Source organism: Peribacillus simplex (genome assembly GCF_900156045.1).
Lineage (GTDB): Bacteria > Bacillota > Bacilli > Bacillales > DSM-1321 > Peribacillus > Peribacillus simplex_D.
Window position 1 is genome coordinate 211,201 of record NZ_FTMX01000005.1, and the last position, 19,893, is coordinate 231,093.

The 19,893-nt window shown below is 38.1% G+C and carries 15 protein-coding genes and 2 pseudogenes; 4 read left to right on the forward strand and 13 right to left on the reverse strand.

From position 1 onward, the window contains the following. Nucleotides 1–20: 20 nt before the first annotated feature. On the reverse strand, nucleotides 21–413 hold the full coding sequence (locus BW986_RS18020) for a sporulation protein (protein ID WP_076369329.1): 393 nt from the start codon (nucleotides 411–413) through the stop codon (nucleotides 21–23). Nucleotides 414–1,068: 655 nt separating this feature from the next. Between BW986_RS18020 and BW986_RS18025 the strand changes: the two genes are divergently transcribed. Further along, the gene (locus BW986_RS18025) at nucleotides 1,069–1,602 is read left to right on the forward strand and encodes a DL-endopeptidase inhibitor IseA (protein WP_076369331.1); all 534 of its coding nucleotides are present in this window, start codon (nucleotides 1,069–1,071) and stop codon (nucleotides 1,600–1,602) included. A 177-nt stretch (nucleotides 1,603–1,779) separates the two neighbouring features. Here BW986_RS18025 and BW986_RS18030 read toward each other — a convergent pair whose 3' ends face one another. The 8 genes and pseudogenes from BW986_RS18030 to BW986_RS18065 form a co-directional block, all read right to left on the reverse strand. Further along, nucleotides 1,780–2,769, reverse strand: a complete 990-nt coding sequence (locus BW986_RS18030; protein ID WP_076369333.1) for an HAAS signaling domain-containing protein — start codon at nucleotides 2,767–2,769, stop codon at nucleotides 1,780–1,782. Beyond that, complete coding sequence (locus tag BW986_RS18035) at nucleotides 2,756–3,103, reverse strand: PadR family transcriptional regulator (RefSeq protein WP_076369335.1); 348 nt, start codon at nucleotides 3,101–3,103, stop codon at nucleotides 2,756–2,758. The genes BW986_RS18030 and BW986_RS18035 overlap by 14 nt, the downstream gene beginning before the upstream one ends. 272 nt (nucleotides 3,104–3,375) lie before the next feature. Next, entirely contained in the window at nucleotides 3,376–4,173 is a 798-nt protein-coding gene (locus tag BW986_RS18040; RefSeq protein WP_076369337.1) for a fumarylacetoacetate hydrolase family protein, read from the reverse strand. Nucleotides 4,174–4,444: 271 nt separating this feature from the next. Beyond that, complete coding sequence (locus BW986_RS18045) at nucleotides 4,445–5,878, reverse strand: alanine/glycine:cation symporter family protein (RefSeq protein ID WP_076369339.1); 1,434 nt, start codon at nucleotides 5,876–5,878, stop codon at nucleotides 4,445–4,447. Between the two features lie 153 nt (nucleotides 5,879–6,031). Beyond that, a complete protein-coding gene (locus BW986_RS18050; protein ID WP_076369341.1) occupies nucleotides 6,032–7,027 on the reverse strand; it encodes an asparaginase in 996 nt (331 codons plus the stop codon). A 421-nt stretch (nucleotides 7,028–7,448) separates the two neighbouring features. Next, nucleotides 7,449–7,568, reverse strand: a pseudogene (locus BW986_RS29700) (glutathione-dependent formaldehyde dehydrogenase); the annotation flags it as partial. Between the two features lie 54 nt (nucleotides 7,569–7,622). Next, entirely contained in the window at nucleotides 7,623–8,378 is a 756-nt protein-coding gene (locus tag BW986_RS18055; RefSeq protein ID WP_076369343.1) for a GTP cyclohydrolase II, read from the reverse strand. A 933-nt stretch (nucleotides 8,379–9,311) separates the two neighbouring features. Beyond that, complete coding sequence (locus BW986_RS18065) at nucleotides 9,312–10,460, reverse strand: glycerate kinase (protein ID WP_076369347.1); 1,149 nt, start codon at nucleotides 10,458–10,460, stop codon at nucleotides 9,312–9,314. Between the two features lie 882 nt (nucleotides 10,461–11,342). On the opposite strand from BW986_RS18065, the pseudogene BW986_RS31255 reads away from it, so the two are divergent. Further along, nucleotides 11,343–11,408 (forward strand): annotated as a pseudogene (locus tag BW986_RS31255) (hypothetical protein); the annotation flags it as partial. A gap of 219 nt (nucleotides 11,409–11,627) precedes the next feature. Continuing rightward, nucleotides 11,628–13,235, forward strand: a complete 1,608-nt coding sequence (locus BW986_RS18075; protein ID WP_076369349.1) for an FMN-binding glutamate synthase family protein — start codon at nucleotides 11,628–11,630, stop codon at nucleotides 13,233–13,235. A 79-nt stretch (nucleotides 13,236–13,314) separates the two neighbouring features. Here BW986_RS18075 and BW986_RS18080 read toward each other — a convergent pair whose 3' ends face one another. The 3 genes from BW986_RS18080 to BW986_RS18090 form a co-directional block, all read right to left on the reverse strand. Continuing rightward, a complete protein-coding gene (locus BW986_RS18080) occupies nucleotides 13,315–14,541 on the reverse strand; it encodes an MFS transporter (protein ID WP_076369351.1) in 1,227 nt (408 codons plus the stop codon). Nucleotides 14,542–14,711: 170 nt separating this feature from the next. After that, complete coding sequence (locus BW986_RS18085; RefSeq protein ID WP_076369353.1) at nucleotides 14,712–15,683, reverse strand: MBL fold metallo-hydrolase; 972 nt, start codon at nucleotides 15,681–15,683, stop codon at nucleotides 14,712–14,714. Between the two features lie 807 nt (nucleotides 15,684–16,490). Then, nucleotides 16,491–17,084 carry a branched-chain amino acid aminotransferase gene (locus BW986_RS18090; RefSeq protein ID WP_076369355.1) on the reverse strand — a complete coding sequence of 198 codons (594 nt, stop codon included), beginning with the start codon at nucleotides 17,082–17,084 and terminating at the stop codon, nucleotides 16,491–16,493. 172 nt (nucleotides 17,085–17,256) lie between these two features. Between BW986_RS18090 and BW986_RS18095 the strand changes: the two genes are divergently transcribed. Next, the gene (locus BW986_RS18095) at nucleotides 17,257–18,375 is read left to right on the forward strand and encodes an NAD(P)/FAD-dependent oxidoreductase (RefSeq protein WP_076369908.1); all 1,119 of its coding nucleotides are present in this window, start codon (nucleotides 17,257–17,259) and stop codon (nucleotides 18,373–18,375) included. A gap of 609 nt (nucleotides 18,376–18,984) precedes the next feature. Here the strand turns inward: BW986_RS18095 and BW986_RS18100 are convergent. Continuing rightward, entirely contained in the window at nucleotides 18,985–19,746 is a 762-nt protein-coding gene (locus BW986_RS18100; protein WP_076369357.1) for a uracil-DNA glycosylase family protein, read from the reverse strand. Nucleotides 19,747–19,893: the final 147 nt, after the last annotated feature.

Here is a 19,893-nt window from a genome sequence, read left to right on the forward strand (position 1 = left end):
TTTCCACCTCCATTTCCACTTTATTCAGAATCGATTAAAATCCAGTCATCATCCTTGCCTATTATCCCTTTATCAAGGATAAGTCTCGTTTTAAGGCGATAGGAAACCCCCCGCTTATAAGGCTCCTTTAATATAGGCAGACAAAAGTTAAAAGGAATTTCATTGCTTTCCCCTGAATTAATCTCTCTTGAAGACAAAATGGTGCTCGTTTTAAGGATTTCTTCCATTCCCGTAGAATGAGTATCCATGATCAAATCACATTCAATCCTTCTTATTCTTTGCGCAAGGGTACCACCCTTAATCAAGAAATATCCATTTATGCATTCACCAGATTTATACGTATTTTTCGGAAGGATTAAATCTATTTGTGCAGAACCTATCCCTAAAAGTAACAAAGATTTTCTAAGTATCAAAGAATACACTCCATTTATATTTATTTGTTTTTCTATTAAACCCACATGTTTATACATTTCCTTAAGGGCTGCATGATCCGGACTACAAAAAAACCTTTACCATTTTGGTAAAGGTTTTCTAAAAATAAATAGACCTTTACCAATAGGTAAGGTCTGGCTAACAACAATATGCTGCCAACAACACCGAGAGCAAAGAGCTCCGTAATGACGACATTGTTGTAAAAGCTACTCCCCTTTGGAGAATGTATTAAAGTATATAATTTATAATACGGTAGGATTAGAAAGTTTGTCAAACCTTTATATTTTATTATTTTCAAGCTCTTCCCGGAAAATTCGGGTTCTTTGTACATATCTTGATATTAATGAAAAATATAATGAATTAACTTGTCCCTTTATTGCAAAAGTATTAAATGCTGGGTTTTAAATAGACCAGTTGGTGGAATAAGTATGTAACAGCCAAGTCCTTACAAATGGATGAACGCTCCTTTCAAAAAGAATAAAGTGAACAAACTATGTATATATAAAATTTTATTTAAAAATTATCAAAATTTCTCTTTTACTTACGCCAATCATGTTGTAATATAAATGTAACAATTGTAATATTAATTAAACTTTCGTTACATAAGTATCCTATTAGGGATTGGGGAGATAAAATATGAAAAAATTTTCAAGTATGCTATTATCCATTATCATTTTATTTTTCACATTAAGCGGTCAGGTTACCGCAAAAACGACATCACAGAATTTGTCTGACGCAAATGCATTAAAGATAGCCGATAATGCCAGCAAACATTTTTGGAATGCTTTACATGGGTACAAAACCCGTTCATGTTCACAAAAAACTTTCAATTATAAAGGGACAGCGTATTCATACCTTTGCCAAGAGTTTAATACAAAAGATAAATTGACTTCCTACTTAGCAGAGACATTTACTAATAATGCTGTTGAAAAAGGGCTGAACAAATATAGTTACATTACCCATAAAGGGAAATTAGCCCGTCCAATCGGAGACGGCGACAGCATGTTAGAGTGGAGAAAAGCAAAAATTAAACTGGTCTATCAAAAAACTAACGTTAGATCCTACAATTTAACTGTACCTACTGTCGACGGTGACTCAGTAAAAAGAACAGTTACCTTTTATAAGTCCGGATCCACTTGGAAAGTTAATCAGTTCGATGCAGTTCAATAATAAAATGGTTTAAATGTAACGCCTCATGTGCTGTATAGTTAGTTAAAAACTATATTTCATATGAGGTGTTTTTCTGTTTTCCGTTGAAATTCGAGAAATAATCTTACAGACTTGTAACAGCTCACTTTTCACTTCAGGGAACTTTTAATCAAAAAAAACACAGCTAGATGCTGTGCCTTAACGGATTTTTGCCTTACGGAAGCCTTGATAGGAATCGTAGGCGGCAAAAAAGATGGAGATGAGTATGAGCCCCCAGTAAATCGAGGTTTTCCATTCATCGATTGAAAATAGTGTTTTTTGGTAGGCAATGAATTCAGGGTTCAATAAATCAGGATTACTGATGATGATGATGAAAGTCAGAGTGGATAACAGCTGGTATATGGCATGAATTAAGGCTAGTTTCAGGGTCCATCGTCTTAAAAATAATTTATAAATCGCCAAGAGCACCCCGATGATGACGACGCATGATACCAGCAGCCAATAGGAATTCAATACTTCTTGATTGAAAGAAGGTGTCACGAAAATGAGACTGCCATTTCTTTTTTCATAGACTCCTAAGAGGTTTGCTGCATTGAAATAAAGGGCCGCGAAGACAGAAAGACCTAACAAACTCGCAAAAATTTCGATCATAGGAACCGCTTTTTTCTTTGAAATGTTCGGAATATCTTTTAGGTTTTCCGGTGTCCATGGTTTCAAGTCTTTTGTTAAAGGCGACTGGTCTTTTGAAGTATCCACGCGTTCTAAAATGGCAAATGAAATCGTTAACCAGAAAAACACTTGGATACCTGTACTGATCATACCCGAAATCCCTTTCCCGATTATTATCAAAATTGCGTCAACAACCGTATTACCCATATCCCGAAAAGGATTATCCCCTACTAATCCGATTAGTGAAATGACTGCAGCGATTGGTAAAATCATTTTCAACAGACAGATATAAACATCAAAATAACGCGGTCCAATCAGATGCATCGGCCGATCGCGATAACGACTTGCAAGTGTAACCGGATCTCCTAATTTTAAAAGGACGGCTTTCACGTCTTGCTCCGTATGATCCACCGGAAGCATATCTTCGATTGTAGATTGAAGTTCAAGCGCAATATCCTCCCGGCTTTTTTCTGGCAGCCTGCGGGTCACTTCCTGAATATAAAGTTCAATCAGCTCCATCTTCTCCCTCTCCTTTTAATAATATATAAAGCTCTTGAGAAGTTTTTTCCCATTCTTCCTTTAACTGAGTGAATATTTCTCCCCCATAATCGCTTAAAGCATAGTACTTGCGCGGTCTACTTTCAGAAGTATCCCAGCTGCTGGTGACCAATTCTTGTTTTTCCAGGCGGCGAAGCAAAGGATATAAAGTACTTTGATCAATGGTAATTCCCGACTTCTCTAAACGCTGGACAAGCGAGTACCCATACTGAGGGGTTTTGAGCTGACTTAGAACAGCTAACGTCAAAGTGCCTCTGCGCAGCTCAGTGGTTAATGAATTCAGTAAATTGCTCATCCAATCACCTCTTCTCTATACTATGTGACGTACACCATACCTTATACTATGCATCATACACTATTTAAGTTCTTACAACACCATGAAAATGAAAATATATTTTATTTAAAGCATAAAAAAGAGAAGCGTTTCACGCCTCTCCGTTTTGCTTTATTAATATCACACAAGAATGACACATAATATCATCGTCCAGATAATTGGACCACTCCTTGTATTAAGGTTGCCATCTTTTGAGTTTTCTGGGCATCCGTCACTTTCAAATTCTGAAAAACTTACTGAACCTCATTACATAATTGACCGATGTTCTCGACTTCAACTACGACCTCATCCCCCGACTTGATCGGGCAGCTGCCAGATGGTGAACCCGTGGCCAAAATGTCACCGGGCTCCAGTGTCATTACCTGTGAAAGCCAGCTGATTAGAAACGGAATGCTCAGAGACATTTCATTGGTATTTCCGTCTTGGACAACGCGGCCGTTTAAAGTGGTCACAATCCGCAAATTAGTCGGATCTACCCCGGTAACGATGCAAGGTCCCAAAGGTCCGAATGTATCAAATCCTTTGCCCCGCGTAAACTGTGGATCTTTTTTTGTAAGATCTCTTGCTGTGACGTCATTAAATATCGTGCAACCGAACACATAATCAAGCGCATCTTCTTCTTTGATGTTTTTTCCGCGCTTTCCGATCACCAAGGCTACTTCCCCTTCAAGTTCCACTTGGTTGGATAGCTCGTTTGGAGGAAGGATAATTTTCTCCTTGTCTGCAATAAGCGAAGATAATGGCTTTAAGAAAAGAAATGGTTCTACAAGGTTCGCCTCTCCCCCTGTTTCCTTTGCATGACCTGCATATGTCCAGCCGAAATTAACAACTTTCGAAGGTTTTACAGGTTCCAGAATTTTCACGTCACTATATTTCAGCTCTACCCCGTCATACTTTATTTCCTTGTTGACAAGTTCAGCAAAACTGCTGGACAGTTGTAATATCATCTCATCCTCAACAATACCGTAATGTATCTTGCCCTGTTGATTCTGATAGCGAACTATTTTTTGTGTTTTTTGTAGCACATGCATGATGAATAAACTCCTTTGATAAGTAAGGTATACTGACCTTAGAAAATTTAAAAGCCGGGTCTCCACCGAAGTTTCCAACTCTATAACAGATAGCTCAACAATGTGCTCAGAAAGTGCAGCCGTGGTGGTAGATTATTTTATTCGATTTCATAGAAAAGTTCAATAATGAGCAATGAAATGTAGTTGAAGCACTGACACTTACTTTAAAACAATAAGTCAGACGAAACGTATGCAGTGGATCGTTCATATGTCTAAAAATTTTTTTATATGTTTATATGGTCTTTTTTTTAATAAAAGGGACAGTATCTTGAGAGTGTTCCCAACATTCAAGATTTTCAAGCCCTTTAATGCTGTCTTTATAAAAAACAGGATCTTGACCAGCTTTTTTCTGTTTCATATAATCACTTAATGCTGCAAAAGCTACTTTTGATAATAAGAAAACAGCAATTAAGTTTACGATAACCATCAAGCCCATAAATAAATCTGCTAAATCCCATACAAGCTCTACCTTTGCAATCGAACCGAATACAATCATTGCGAACGCGCCTATTCGATAAAGAATCAACCATACTTTACTTGAGTGTAAAAATCGAATATTTGTTTCCCCATAATAATAGTTACCAATTAGCGAACCGAATGCAAATAGGAAAACAAAGATCGCAAGACAACCTGATGCCCAGGAACCGATGTGTTCACTTAATGAAGTTTGTGTAAGTGCAATGCCAGTTAGCCCTGGTTGTTTATAAGCATCCGAAAGTAAAATAATAAATGCTGTGCTTGTACAGATAATCAGTGTATCCGTCAATACGCCAAATGCCTGAATCAGTCCTTGTTTCACCGGATGACTTGTTTTTGCAGTTGCGGCAACGTTTGGCGCACTCCCCATACCAGCCTCATTCGAGAATAAACCACGTTTAACCCCATTCATGAACGCAGCGCCGATTGAACCGCCTGCAAGTTGTTCAAAGCCAAACGCGTTATTAATAATAAGAGAAAGAATTTCCGGCATTTTGGTAATGTTCATTGCTACGACAAATAATGCCATTCCAAGGTATAACACACCAAGAATCATAACCTTATATTCAGAAATTTTTGCAATACGCTTTACACCGCCAAAGATAATCGCAGCGAAAGCAAGTGTCATAAGAATCCCTACAGTTAAACGATCTGCACCAAATGAGTTCTCAAAAGCAATTGTAACGGTATTTGATTGTACAGAATTGAATACAAGACCGAAAGAAAGCGTAATTAAAATGGAGAATAATACTCCCATCCAACGTTTGTTCAATCCTTTTTCCATATAATAGGATGGACCACCTCGGAAACCAGTTTTATCTTTTACTTTATATACTTGTGCTAACGTACTTTCAATAAAGCTGGTTGCCGAGCTAATAATTGCAATAATCCACATCCAGAAAATAGCTCCAGGACCGCCTAATGCAATCGCAATCGCAATTCCTGTGATATTGCCTGTTCCAACTCGAGCGGCCATACCGATACAGAACGCTTGAAAGGGAGAAACGCTGTCTTTAGAACCCTTTCTTCCTTCCATTAATACACGGACCATTTCCTTTAACATTCTAACCTGTACAAATTTCATTTTATATGTGAAATAAATCCCACAAGAAACAAGCATAATAATTAATAATTTTGACCAAAGGAAATCATTCGTTACGCCAACTACATCATGTAATAATTGTTGCATTTAAACACCTCTTATTAAAATTTACTAACTTAGAAGATACATATGGCTTTTTCTCTGTAAAAAAAGATCAACTTCATCAACTGATGAAGTTTGTCCAAAATCAGGAGTTTATAGCCCCCAAATATTTGTGTTAATAGACTAATTAGCATTATTTCAAAAATATAAGGAAATATCTGCTGCAATCGTTGTTTCCATCATTTCTTTTACCTTTTTAGGATCTGTTGTTTTTCCTAGCACCCACATCAATTTCGGCACGATTGCTTCTGTGTTCATATTTTTAGAACGTACTACACGATCATGGTCAATTTTCCGACCAACTTCATATATACCCATGTCTTCTCCTTCTTCTAGACATTGAGTCGTAATGACAACCGATACACCGTGATCTGTCAATTCAATTAATTTAGCTAAAATGTTGCGCACTTGAAAAGGTACACCGCCACTTCCATAGCTCTCCACAACCACTCCTTTATACAAACCTTTTAGGCAGTCAAAAAATTCTGGTTTTATCCCAGGATGTAATTTCACAACCGCCACATCTGTACAAAGTGATGTATCTAATTGAATGTGTTTCCTTTTTTTGAATTGAATGGATTTATTATATTCAATATGGTCATCATGTATCGATGCAACATACGGATAATTAATACTTTCAAAGGCATCATAGCTTTTCGTTCTAAGCTTAATCGCTCTTGTCCCTTGAATGACTTTGCCGTCAAATACAATATATACCCCACCTATTTCTTCACAAGCAAAACGAATGGCATCTGAAATGTTTCGTTTTGCATCTGTTTTACTATACGAAATAGGAATTTGCGAACCTGTAATTACAATCGGTTTTGATGCATCTTGTAACATATAAGAAATTGCAGCTGATGTGTAAGCCATTGTATCGGTACCATGCGTAATAATGAAGCCATCGTACTGATCGTAATGTTCGTAAATAGCATTCGCCAAGTCTATCCAAAACTCTGGTTGCATGTTGGTGCTATCAATGTTCATTAACTCCTTCGTATCAATACGGCAACGTACATTTAATTCAGGTATGTAACTTAATAAATCATCGGCGTGCAGTTCAGGTGCCAGTCCGTTTTCTCCTTCAAGTGAGGCTACTGTTCCACCAGTCGTAATCAACATTAATTTTTTCAATGATAATGTCTCCCCTACTACAATATGTTTTCAAAAAAGTATTCAATTCGCATGCATTTATTCAATTCGCGTACATTCCATGTAATTATATTAACATAAACATAATAATTCAAGATAAAAATTTTCAATTTTTGTACACTACTTTTTTTTGAATCCACAGAATGATTTTTACTTCCTGAATAATCTGAGCTGAGTTCTATTACTATACGTGAACCATTTCGTGAAATGACGTACAATAATATTCTTCTGCACGCAAAAAAAGCGATCCATCATCTAAGAATCGCATTTGTTCTATTTAACTATTTCTGATTCAACTAAACTGCCTTAAAGACAGTTCTGATTTCATGATATCAAAAAAATTTCCCATAACAGCGTTATCGTAACAGAGACATACTCTGTGTAATGCCATGCTCCCAAAGGATTATGGTTTTAAAACGACTTTTATACAATCATCCTCACGATTATTAAAAATTTGATAACCATGACTTGCGTCTTCAAGGGACATTTTGTGTGTGATAATTTCCCTTGGGTCAAATTTTCTTAGTTGTTTAGGATATAAACCCAGAACAATTATAGGTGTAGAAGCAGGATGAGATTAGTCATTTGGACAAATCTTCTCTTCCTCTAAATGACCTGAACGTTTTATCTTTGTCTGGAGATAATTCTCATTAAACTCCGAAATATCTCCCCATAAAGGCTTTCTACCTGCAACCTCCAAACCGGCGTTTTTCAAAGCTTCCAACTTTTTGGGGTTATTGGTCATAAGTGTAACCGGCTTGGATCTTAGTGTTTTCAATACTAATATCGCGTCATTATAGTTTCTGGAATCATCAACAAAACCCAGTTTTTTATTAGCATCAACTGTATCATAGCCATTTTCCTGAAGGATATAAGCCAGTGCCTTACTAAAGAGGCCAATTCCTCTTCCTTCATGATTGGCTAGATAAAACAACGCACCCACACCATGTTCCACTATCATTTTCATGGATTTTTTCAATTGATAACCGCAGTCGCATCGCTTACTGCCAAATATGTCACCTGTATGACAAATGGAATGCATTCTGATAATGGCATCATCACCATTTGAAAAGTCACCATATACTAACACACTTGATTGCTGCAATTCAGCTAAATTAACAGAAGATAATTTCTCAATAATTCTCTCATAGTTTTCTGTTACTTCGTCACAATTTAGCCAACAATACCATTTAAACACTACCGTCTCCCCATATAAGTTAACTGGTAGTCGAATGGGACCAACTAAATAAATTGCCTTTTTATCTATTTTAATTAACCGAATTTTATCTTCTATAACTGAAAGAACTTTCGAATCAAACTTTGTTTGGGTCATGAGTTTCACTCCTTTTTTGAGTTAGTTTAAGCATCGATGCAAAATTTATCCCATTAGAATTTTTCTCAGCTTCTATGAACTATTTTACTTTTCATTCTTCCTTTAACTCTCCATTTATTCTTATGGATACTTCAAGAAAATGATATGGACAGAATAATTGATTATCCCAAATGACTTTAAACGCTGAGATGTTATCATCAACATTCCCACTTGTTTCTTTCTGTCTTCTTTCAAGCTTGTCAATTTGAATAATTAATATACTTGTTCCTTATTTTCATTATGTATACCTATGCTATTGGGGATTGTATGTTTTGTTCGTCAGTAATTAAATAAATTAGGATAAGTACCTGTCTTAAAACAACTACAATGAATTTTGATAAATGGTGTTAAAGATAGGAATTCAAGGAACATTTGATAAGTAAATCGAGTTAATTTACTATACTCATTCACCTTCACCACTTTTCAATTCTTTGAACCAATCTGCCCCGATAGTTGCATAAAGAAAAAGCTGCCTTAAAGACAGCTCCAAATTACAGAATTTTATAAAATGCCCACCGTTAACTAAATAGGAATTCTCATAAACCTTGAGGACTAATCTCTTAGGCTAATCATTTATTTCGAACCCCTTCAAAAAGTATCCAATCGTTTCAAGTCCTTCTTCTATTTAGTTCCCTTTCTTTAATCTTTAAGCTCTTTTAGAAAGGCTGTTTTCGCATACTTTATTGCTATTTACCAAGTAAAGCGGTGTGGTTGATTTCCCCTCCAGATGCTCGCTTTCCGCGGGGCGGGCGGTGAGCCTCCTCGCCGTAAACGCCTGTGGGGTCTCACCTGTCCCGCTGCTCCCGCAGGAGTCTCGCACTTGCGCTCCAATCAACCTTAAATCGTTTCGTTTTAAAAACAACAATCTTTACGAAAAGAGCCTTTAGAAAACAATTAATTACCTCTATTTTTAATCGCTCCCAAAAAAGTCCGCATTACTTGTTCGGCTGAAGCTTCCAACAATTCAGCTCCTCTTTCCATAGCTTCCTTTAACGGCATAGGGGCGCTCACTAAACTATGAACACTAGTTACTCCATGTTGATATAAAACTTCAATACCGGTTCCGATCGATCCAGCTAAAACAAATACTGGAATACCGTGCTTTTTGGCTTCTTGTGCAACTCCCATTGGTGTTTTGCCCGAAGCTGTCTGGTAATCGATTTGGCCCTCACCGGTAAAGACACAATCAGCATCGGGCAATCTTTCACCCATTTTCGTATGCTCCAATACAATATCGATCCCCCTTTTTGTTTCTGCTGGGAAAAAGGCTTGAAATGCACCTCCCATTCCACCTGCAGCACCCGCACCCGCTTTATCATGCAAGTGTATGCCTGTCTTCATTTCCACTAAATCCGCCCATGATGATAATGCTTTATCAAGCAATTCAGCCATGGCAGGAGTGGCACCTTTTTGAGGTCCGAAAACACTTGATGCCCCATTTGGACCGACTAACGGATTCTGGACATCCGAGGCAATCATAAACTCGGAATCTGCAATTCTGGAATCAAGATCTTCGGTATTAATTTCTGATATCCGTGATAATTCGGCACCCCCGAATCCCAGCGGTTTACCATCTTCATCAAACACCCGCATCCCCAAAGCCTGGAGCATCCCAACACCCGCATCATTGGTAGCGCTTCCGCCCACCGCTAAAATGAACTTTCGACAGCCATCATTCAATGCCTTTTGAATAAGCTCCCCTGTTCCGTATGTAGTAGTGATCAATGGGTTCAACTTATCTGGATCGACTAGGCACAGTCCGGATGCACTGGCCATTTCAATCACGCATGTTTCCTGATCACCCAAGATTCCATATGCTGCCTGAACGTCTTCAAGTAAAGGTCCTTTAACAGTCACTTCAACTTTTCGACCATTCGTAGCTGCCACAAGGCTATCCATCGTACCTTCCCCGCCATCCGCTACAGGAACCAATTCTGTCCTCGCATCCGGCAGTGCCTTCCTGATCCCTCGCTCGATTGCTTTGGAAGCTTCTAATGCTGACAGACTTCCCTTATAGGAATCTGGCGCAATAACAATTTTCATGCTCATGCCCCCTTTGAAAATATTTTTAATAATCTTCGGAAATATTTTAATCACCGTTCATTCTATACGAAAATTAGTATGGAGTGCTGTTTGTTTTTTGGGGGCTATTATATAGAAAAATGATCTAAAGTCAGTATTCTGTTTATTTTCCCACCTCCTTAAGTAAAAGAGTGCAAAAGGCTTAAACTATAGACCATCCCCTATTTCATTATAAGTCATCGCTTGTTTGCATGGGGGTGATGGAAATCAAATTAAATACGTTAAATAAAAGTGAGCTGGTCAACACACCCTTGTTGGGTTCCTGATCGGGTTTCATTCTCACTACTGCACTTGCTGAAAATGATATCGACCAAAGACTGGATACAGTCATCAAACAATTAGGCTATTTTCGTAAAGATTGTTGTTTTTAAAACGAAACGATTTAAGGTTGATTGGAGCGCAAGTGCGAGACTCCTGCGGGAGCAGCGGGACAGGTGAGACCCCACAGGCGTTTACGCCGAGAAGGCTCACCGCCCGCCCCGCGGAAAGCGAGCATCTGGAGGGGAAATCAACCACACCGCATTACTTGTTAAATCGCAACAAAGTATGTGAAAACAGCCAACAATTAAAAGCAAAAAGCTTTGTTATTCGAATCGGTTTGGGCTCAATTGTGGAAAAGGTATCATACAAATGCCACTTTTTCCGGGAAGCTGAATCAGCACTTTTACTAGATGAAGCCAATCAAGCTTTAATATACTGATGTGGAAACAAAAGCACTCTTGTAAAGGATAGATGAGCGGGCGAAACGGCAAATTCAGGAAAGAATACTAGGCTGCTTATCTGAAAAGTTGATCAAGACACTGCAACAATTTTTCCTTAGTAACTTAAAGGGTTTATGCAAAAAGAATATATATCCATCGTAATGCCCTTATATACCGATTAAATAAAATCAAGGTAATTACCGGGTAAAATCCACAAGAGCTGCATGATGACATAACTTTGCAGTTAGCCAGTCGGGTAAGACAATCGAAAAGGAGAAATTGAAGATATTTTTAAAACAAGACGGTCTATTTAAATTAACTCATTCTATCCCTATTAAATCCTTGCTTTGGAAATCTGTATAATTGATCGAATTACCGAGTAGATTAACAATACATGATTTTTTTTGCATATCAGGAGGGATTTTGAATGAGTGGCATCGCAAATATTTTAATTATCCTTGGATTTACCGTTATTTTCATCGTTATCATCGTCTTGGTTTTCCTATTACTTTATATGGTTTTCTTTGACCGCACGCAGAAGCACCATGCAATTTTAAGAAATTACCCCGTGCTCGGGAGAATACGTTACTTTCTGGAAAAAATCGGGCCTGAAATGAGGCAATATTGGTTTAACAGTGATAACGAAGGAAAACCCTTTTCCCGGGATGACTATGAACATATGGTGAAAAGTTCAAAATATTTACGGGATGTAATAGGTTTTGGTTCAAAACGGGATTTTGATGAAGAAGGCTTCTTTGTTAAGAATAGCATGTTCCCCAAATTGGCCGAAGAAGAAAAGTACGATCGAGAAACAAAAGTGACGACTAAAAGATACATTCTAGTGAAAGACCCGCTTTTCTCACAACGAGAAGAAAAATGGGGTGATGAAGTGTCCTCTGCATTCTTATTGGATGATGAAGATGCCGTGATCATCGGCCCAAACACTAAGCATCCCTTTCGAGTAAAAGGTCTTATCGGCATGTCAGCCATGAGTTATGGTTCTTTGGGGAAGAACGCAATCACTGCCCTTTCTGAGGGATTGGCTGCAGCAAAAGGCACATGGATGAATACAGGGGAAGGCGGACTTTCTCCTTATCATTTAACCGGCGGTGTCGATATAATCATGCAAATCGGGCCGGCCATGTTTGGGGTTCGTGATAGCAAGGGCGAAATGGATTGGGATGAATTAAAAAGAAAAAGTGAAATACCAGAAATCAAAGCATTTGAAGTCAAATTGGCTCAAGGTGCCAAAACTCGCGGAGGGCATATCGATGCTGAAAAAGTGAATCCGGAAATTGCTGAAATCCGTAAGGTCGTTCCGTACAAAGCGATCGATAGTCCAAATCGGTTTCATCAATTCAATGACGTAAAATCCATGTGCGATTTTATTGAAAGAATCAGGGAACAAACAGGCATCCCGGTCGGCATCAAAATGGTGATCGGCGGCAATGACAGTGTCGAAGAGCTTGCTAGCTATATGAAAGAAACCGGGAAAGGTCCGGATTTCATTTCATTGGATGGCGGTGAAGGCGGCACGGGTGCTTCTTATCAGGAATTGATCGATAGCGTAGGATTGCCGCTAAAATCCGCGTTGCCGATCTTAGTATCGACACTGGAAAAATACGGCGTCCGAGATCGGGTTAAAATCATCGCCTCCGGTAAATTGTTCACGCCTGATAGAATCGCCATTGCCCTAGCCATGGGGGCCGACCTTGTTAACATAGCGCGTGGTTTCATGATTGCGATAGGATGTATCCAGACGATGAAATGTCAATCCAACGCTTGTCCTGTCGGGGTAGCAACCACTGATCCGGAACTGCAAAAGGCACTTGTCATCGATGAAAAGAAATTCCGTGTGGTCAATTTTCTTGTTACCCTTAGAAAAGGATTATACCGAATCTCAGCCGCTGCTGGTTTGGATTCACCTATCCATTTTCAACCTAAGCACATTAGCTATAAGGATGATAAAGGAATTGTCATATCCCTTGAAGATATCATGAAAGAAGTAAAGGGACATATAGGTGCCAGACAATGAAAAACCACCGCCCTCGTTTATGGGCGGTGGTTTTCACTTTATCAATAAGTGAAGTCATTTTAGGCTGCTCCAAAATGTATCAGGCATGTAAACGAATATCCCCTGTCTGCTCTTTTCCTTTACCCATCAGCTTTCCATAGCGATAATAAACATAAACTGCAGCTATAAATCCAGTTACAGACAGGAATGCATCAAATATGAAGATGATTGATATATTCCCGCTTTTCGACATCCAACCCGTTACAAGCGGCATGACTATAGAAGCCAATCCAGCAGCTGTTGCTACGATCCCTGTCACTGTTCCTTTTTTTCTCCAGAAAAATTCCGTCATTATCGTAATGGCTAATTGAAAGATACCCGCAGTGGAAAGTCCGATGAAAAATGCGGTAATGGAAACGATGATCGGTACCTTAACCAAAAGGATCGTAAGGATTGAAATTAAAGTTATGATCGGATAAACCATGATAACCGTTATTGGCCGGACGATCTTTTTTAATAAAATGGATAAAACCAATACAGAAATAAGCGCCCCTAAACTATAATAACTCAGTAATTTGATGGAACTGGCCATCGTCATACCCACAGCTTGCTGCCCATAAGTCGGAAGCCATATCTGTGAAACGGTGAATAATCCTGTTGATGTGAAACCGATTATCACGAGGGCAAGTCCCTCTTTACGTAATACCGGTTCTGAAATGAATTTCATTCTACCGGTACGATCGTCCATATGTTTTTCCTTATACATATTCGTACCAGGAAAAGAAACGGTAAATAAAAAAATCAAATTCAATAGATAAATGGCAGCAGGAATAAAAAAGGCATATCCATAAAACATCTCATGATTCGAGAAAAACAATATCATGAACGGAAGAAGAAATGCTCCAGCAGACATGAATGCTTTCACCAGTACACTTGCAGAACCGGCGGCTCTTGGGAAAAGCTCTGTTAAACCTGGATAAGATCCTGCATCCATTGACGAATTAGCGACACCTGCAAGGATAGCAAAAACAAAAGCCATATGATAATTTGGTGATAATGGAATACCGATCAAGAAAATACCCATTCCCAATGATGAAGCAATAATTAATGGTTTTCGCCCGATTTTATCTGATAAATATCCTGTAAATGCATATGTAAGTAATTTCCCCACCCCTATAGCTGCGATGATATAACTTACCCCGGCATTATCTGTATCCCATTGCTCCGTTAAATACGACATATTCGATGCGAGCATGATATTGACCATACCTAACAGGAAATAATTAATATATACTCCTGATGCTGTTTTCATATACGTGTTCTTCATCTCAAAACTCCCAACCTGTCTTCAGTAAACGTTCTCCGCCGATTCAATATTCATAAGAATCTAAAAATAATCATAACATTTTTTCCTTTTAAGTAAACAAAGCCGTTAAACTTATTCATTAACTAGTATATTTAAGACAGTGTGACTTGCGTTTTGAATGTAAAAAAAGCTCATATACATGAGCTAGAATCAATGTTCAATATATCAATGGATTGATAATACCATTTGCCATCACGTTTAAACTTTCTGCATTGGTCGTTCAAAAGAAGGTATTCAAGGTGAGCCAATGTTTCACCAACAGCAAACCTGGTTTCGTGAATGGGCAGATTTCCAAATAAGATATGGCAAGCCCTTTTTACAGAAATCGGCTCTTTCATGTTTTCATGAATCACATGCAGCCTGTCCTGATGGTGGTCCAACAATTCAACAATTCTTTTATTGGCATTTTGAAACGGTTTCCCATGTGAAGGGATGACATATTCAACGTCCAGCTTTTGTATTTTTTTCAAAGAAGTAAAAAACTCTTCCAATGGGTTGCAGAAACCTTTAAACCAATACGAAATATTTGGAGATACCCTGGGCAATATATGATCTGTAGAGAAAAGGACACTTTTTTCCTTATTGTATAATGATATCAGGCCATCAGAGTGCCCCGGCGTGAAAATTACTTCATACTCATATTTGCCAAAATGCAGATTCATACCTTCTTCAAGATGATGGTTTACGGTAGGATAGGGTTTTACTTGGGGCATGAATCCACTTTCGTCACTGGATAAGGCGACGGCTACCTCGTTTTCCATACCACATGCCTTATAATTTTCTTTAAGCAGGTTCAGCGAATCCGTTTCCCAATACGTAGTTCCCGCATGTTCATCCACTTGTGTCATCCAAACATCCGCCCCGGTTAATTGTTGTAATGCCCCGGCATATCCGAAATGGTCTGGGTGATAATGGGTGATGATAATATCGGTAATATCGTGTTTTTCGATAATTGGGTTCCATAGATCCTTTGTCGTTTTGTTATTTAATCCCGTATCAATGATTGTCCACCCTTTTTTACCTTCTGCTAGGAAACAATGGACATGATCCAACCTAAAAGGCATTGGAATGGTAACTTGAGTAACTTTCAATTCATTCAGCAACTATAACTTCCCCTTCCGATGTAACTTTAATTACATGAACAAAAAACAAAACATTTAAGTTTATTAAATAAAGGTTATCATTAATCAATTCGACGAAATCTTTCAAGTTCCTTTAATCGATATCAAGAGCCATTCGGTTAAAATAGAGAACCCATGGCCTAGGGCATTGTTAACTCAAGAAATAAAAAACTGCCATTAAAATTAATGGCAGTTTTTTTGTGGGTGTAAAAATATGACCGTTTATTTACACTACAGGCACTCGCTTTCCGAGTGAGTCTGCCCGTTCCAATCAACTTCGTTTTAACAATAGGCTGTTTTCGCATACTTTGTTGCTATTTACCAAGTAAAGCGGTGTGGTTGATTTCCCCTCCAGATGCTCGCTTTCCGCGGGGCGGGCGGTGAGCATCTGGAGTCTCGCACTTCAGCTCCAATCAACCTTAAATCGTTTCGTTTTAAAAACAACAATCTTTACGAAAAGAGCCTAACAATAAGAAAGAACGCAAAAAATTTTTAATAATTGTATCTAAATGTATAGGCACAAATAAACTCGACTTGAAAGGATTACTATAGATCAACCGGTGCCATCGAACCATTTGGTTGTAAACTGGAGACGGCCTTTGTTTTATCTTACATGTATGACTTGGTGGAAGATATGTATTCAGAGGTAGGACACCCAGGTATGATCCATTTATATTCTCTATTACTGCTTCAAATCCCAAAAAAACCAAAAGGGTTTCGGAATAAGAGCATTCCGAAACCCTTTTGTCCACAAACTGACGTCATTAAAATTAATGGCGGCACCTCGTTTTACATATCTTCCTCGATTGTTTGAACAAGGATAAAAAGAAAATGATAGATTAAATTAAAAGCTTCTTGTAATGACATGTCTTCTCTAAACCCTTTTAAGTTATCTAAGGCAAAATTCACGTCCCATAGCCCGTCGCCCTGATTAAACATCAAACTGAACGAGCCAATTCCTCCTTGAAGTTCCTTAGTTAAATACGTTTTTAAAACTTCACCCATTTTTTTCTGGAATTTCAATCCGAACATCGCGTTATATGTACCGAAAACATCATCTACTTCTAACGAAAGTGCCTCAACGCCGATTAATTCGAACCATTGTGATTCAAAGTAAAGGAATTCATCTTTGTTTTTTTTCAAATACTCGATAGGTTGTGCTAAAAATGCAGAGTTCTCTTCAGAGATTAATTCTTCGCTCTCTTTGTTACTGCGCTCCATATAAGCATCTGTAAAACGGGATGCATTTTCTTTTTCCACTATTATCATATCGTCGGCAATTAATTTATGCTTTTCTACATAATCCTTTTCTTCTTTAAACAACTCAACCTTTTTTTCGATTACGGATTTTGATATGTATGATTCCATTTGTTTTTTTAACATGAGATGTCCTCCTAGTATCTTTTCAAGCGCTCGCAATTTCAATCATAGCATATTCCCTATAGATAAAATAATTTTGTGAAAGAAATTACAATGTCGATTGTAGCAATCAATTCGTGTCTTCGATATAGTAGTGGTAAGTGTTTATACATATGAGAGAAATGAGATGTTGAATATGCAAAAAATCATTGTAGTTGGTGCAGGAATTTTGGGAGCTTCAACTGCCTATCAGTTGGCTAAAAATGGGGCTGAAGTGATCATTATTGACCGTCAAGATGTCGGTCAGGCAACATCTGCAGCTGCAGGAATCGTTTGCCCGTGGATATCACAAAGGCGCAACCAAGCTTGGTATCTCCTTGCCAAAAATGGTGCGGCTTTTTATCCGGGTTTAATTGAAGAACTTGAACGGGACGGCGAAACAGAGACTGGTTATGCCCAAGTAGGGGCCATAAGTTTACATACAGATGAAGCTAAATTGAATGCCATGAAGAACCGGGCGGCAAAACGGAAAGAAGATGCACCGGAGATTGGGGCGATCACATTACTTTCCGCAGAAGAGACTCGTGCCTTATTCCCGCCTCTTTCCAGTGAATATGCAGCCGTTCACGTGAGTGGTGCCGCGCGGGTCGATGGACGCGCACTTCGTGATTCCTTATTGCGGGCATCACAAAAAAACGGTGCAAAACTTTTGTATGGTGAGGCCATACTTTCACATAACGGTGCACAAGTGACAGGTGTAACACTTGGAAATGAATTCATACCTGCCGATAAAGTGATTGTTTGTGCTGGAGCTTGGGCACCGGAATTACTGAAGCCACTGGGCGTGAATTTTCAAGTCACCTTCCAAAAGGCTCAAATCATTCACCTGGAAACGCCAAATGAAAATACGAATAACTGGCCTGTAGTCATGCCTCCGAGTGATCAATATCTTTTGGCTTTCGATAATAACAAAATCGTTGCTGGGGCGACTCATGAAAATACGGTAGTTTTCGATAACCGAATGACCGCAGGAGGGCTGCAGGAAGTTTTCAACAAAGCCTTGCAAACCGCTCCCGGTTTAACAGATAGTACGTTTGTTGAAGCAAGGGTCGGATTTCGTCCCTTCACGCCGGGATTCCTTCCGGTCATGGGTCCTTTACCTGACTGGGAAGGCATAATCGTAGCAAATGGTCTTGGAGCTTCCGGTTTAACAATGGGCCCATATTTAGGCTCCCTATTGGCAAACCTCGCACTTGATAGAAAAATCGAAATCGATATAGAAAATTATGATGTAAGAGGTGCACTTTTCACATAACTTCCAAATCATTCATTTGATTTGAAAATTCACCACCAGTTTTTTTCAAATGGTCCATATCATAAAAAATCAAGGACCTTTAATGTGTCCTTGATTTTTATTCTTTAATTTTTCCAACAGGACATTTTTGTTGAAATATGACAAATTTAAATATCTATGTACCATGAACAATATTTACATAATCATCAAATAACGCTGTTATCAGTTTTTCTCTAAAGGAAATTGTTGAAGCCACAAATAACCATCATCAACAATACATACCTTTTTTGTCCCATACTTGACTGTTGATGGTTAAGTTCCTTAAATCGTATTCAATAAAGTAATGAATCCATTTACTATTCTGTTCTTTTAAATGAAAAAAAATTTATTGATTAATATCAGGTCCACTCACTTCTTCATAGATAACTTTTAACTCTTCAATGGTAAGTGATTTTAAAAATTCCTCTAGTTCATCCATGTTAATGCCTCCTATAATAAAGAACATTTGTTCTTATTATAATCTCCAAAATATCACTAGTAAATAGTTAATTTTACTTTTAACACTATTAGATGAATTAAAGACCTAATCAAATGTTTACCATCGTTTCAGTGAGCATACAGCCCTCGTCTTTAACCAACGGTCATTTCCTTTGAAAAATAGTGCTGTAACATTATTTTCATTTGCTCTTTATTTGCTGCAAATTGCTTATGACGATGACCATTTCCTCCAGATGGATGAGGAAATCCTAAAAGTATGTTGTTAGCATCCAAATAATCTTGACTCGCTAAATAGTTTAAGACCTTGGAAACATTAACGCCTAAAGGAATAATAAGCGGGCGTTCAATGGTACCTATTTCGGTAGCAAAGCCTTCCATAATATTTTTTTTAAGCAACTCGGTCTTTAGCATATTCGGAGTCGTTCCACTGTAGTTTTTCCCTTTATAAAAGACTGGATAGGTTAAAACAGAGGTAGTATGAACGAGGTGACTAGCTTTGTTAAAAAGATCCAGTGTGGACGATATATTAAAGTATGTGTTTAATCCAAGCTCATCTAACATTTGAACCAAATTTTTTCTCATCGTTCCTTCAAAACTGGAATTCTTTTTTACTTCGTGCAGGATCTCTTCATCGCTATGTAAGTGCCCTCTTGCATTAATTACGGTAGAATACGATTTTTTCATTTGATGTAAACCAGGAGTGATTCCGACAATCACCACTTTGGCCCGTTCATTTACATATTCAAAAGGAGCGTAATAGATTTCAAGCTTTTTCTTTTCATCTCTTTCAAGCAAAAATTGTTCGCTCTGTATCATTTCATCTGTATAGGCAACAGGTAAAGCATTAATTAAGTCCTTAAATTTCGTAAAACTAGAAAAATTAGCGATCCCCATAAAATACTATCCCCTCTTTCTAACTTCCATTTATTTTGGCCATATCAGTATATCAGAAATTCAGATTCCCAACCGAATATAGGCTACATTATGAATCTTTTTGAATCCGTATGTTCATTAACGGAAATTGAGAAAATACTAGTTTTC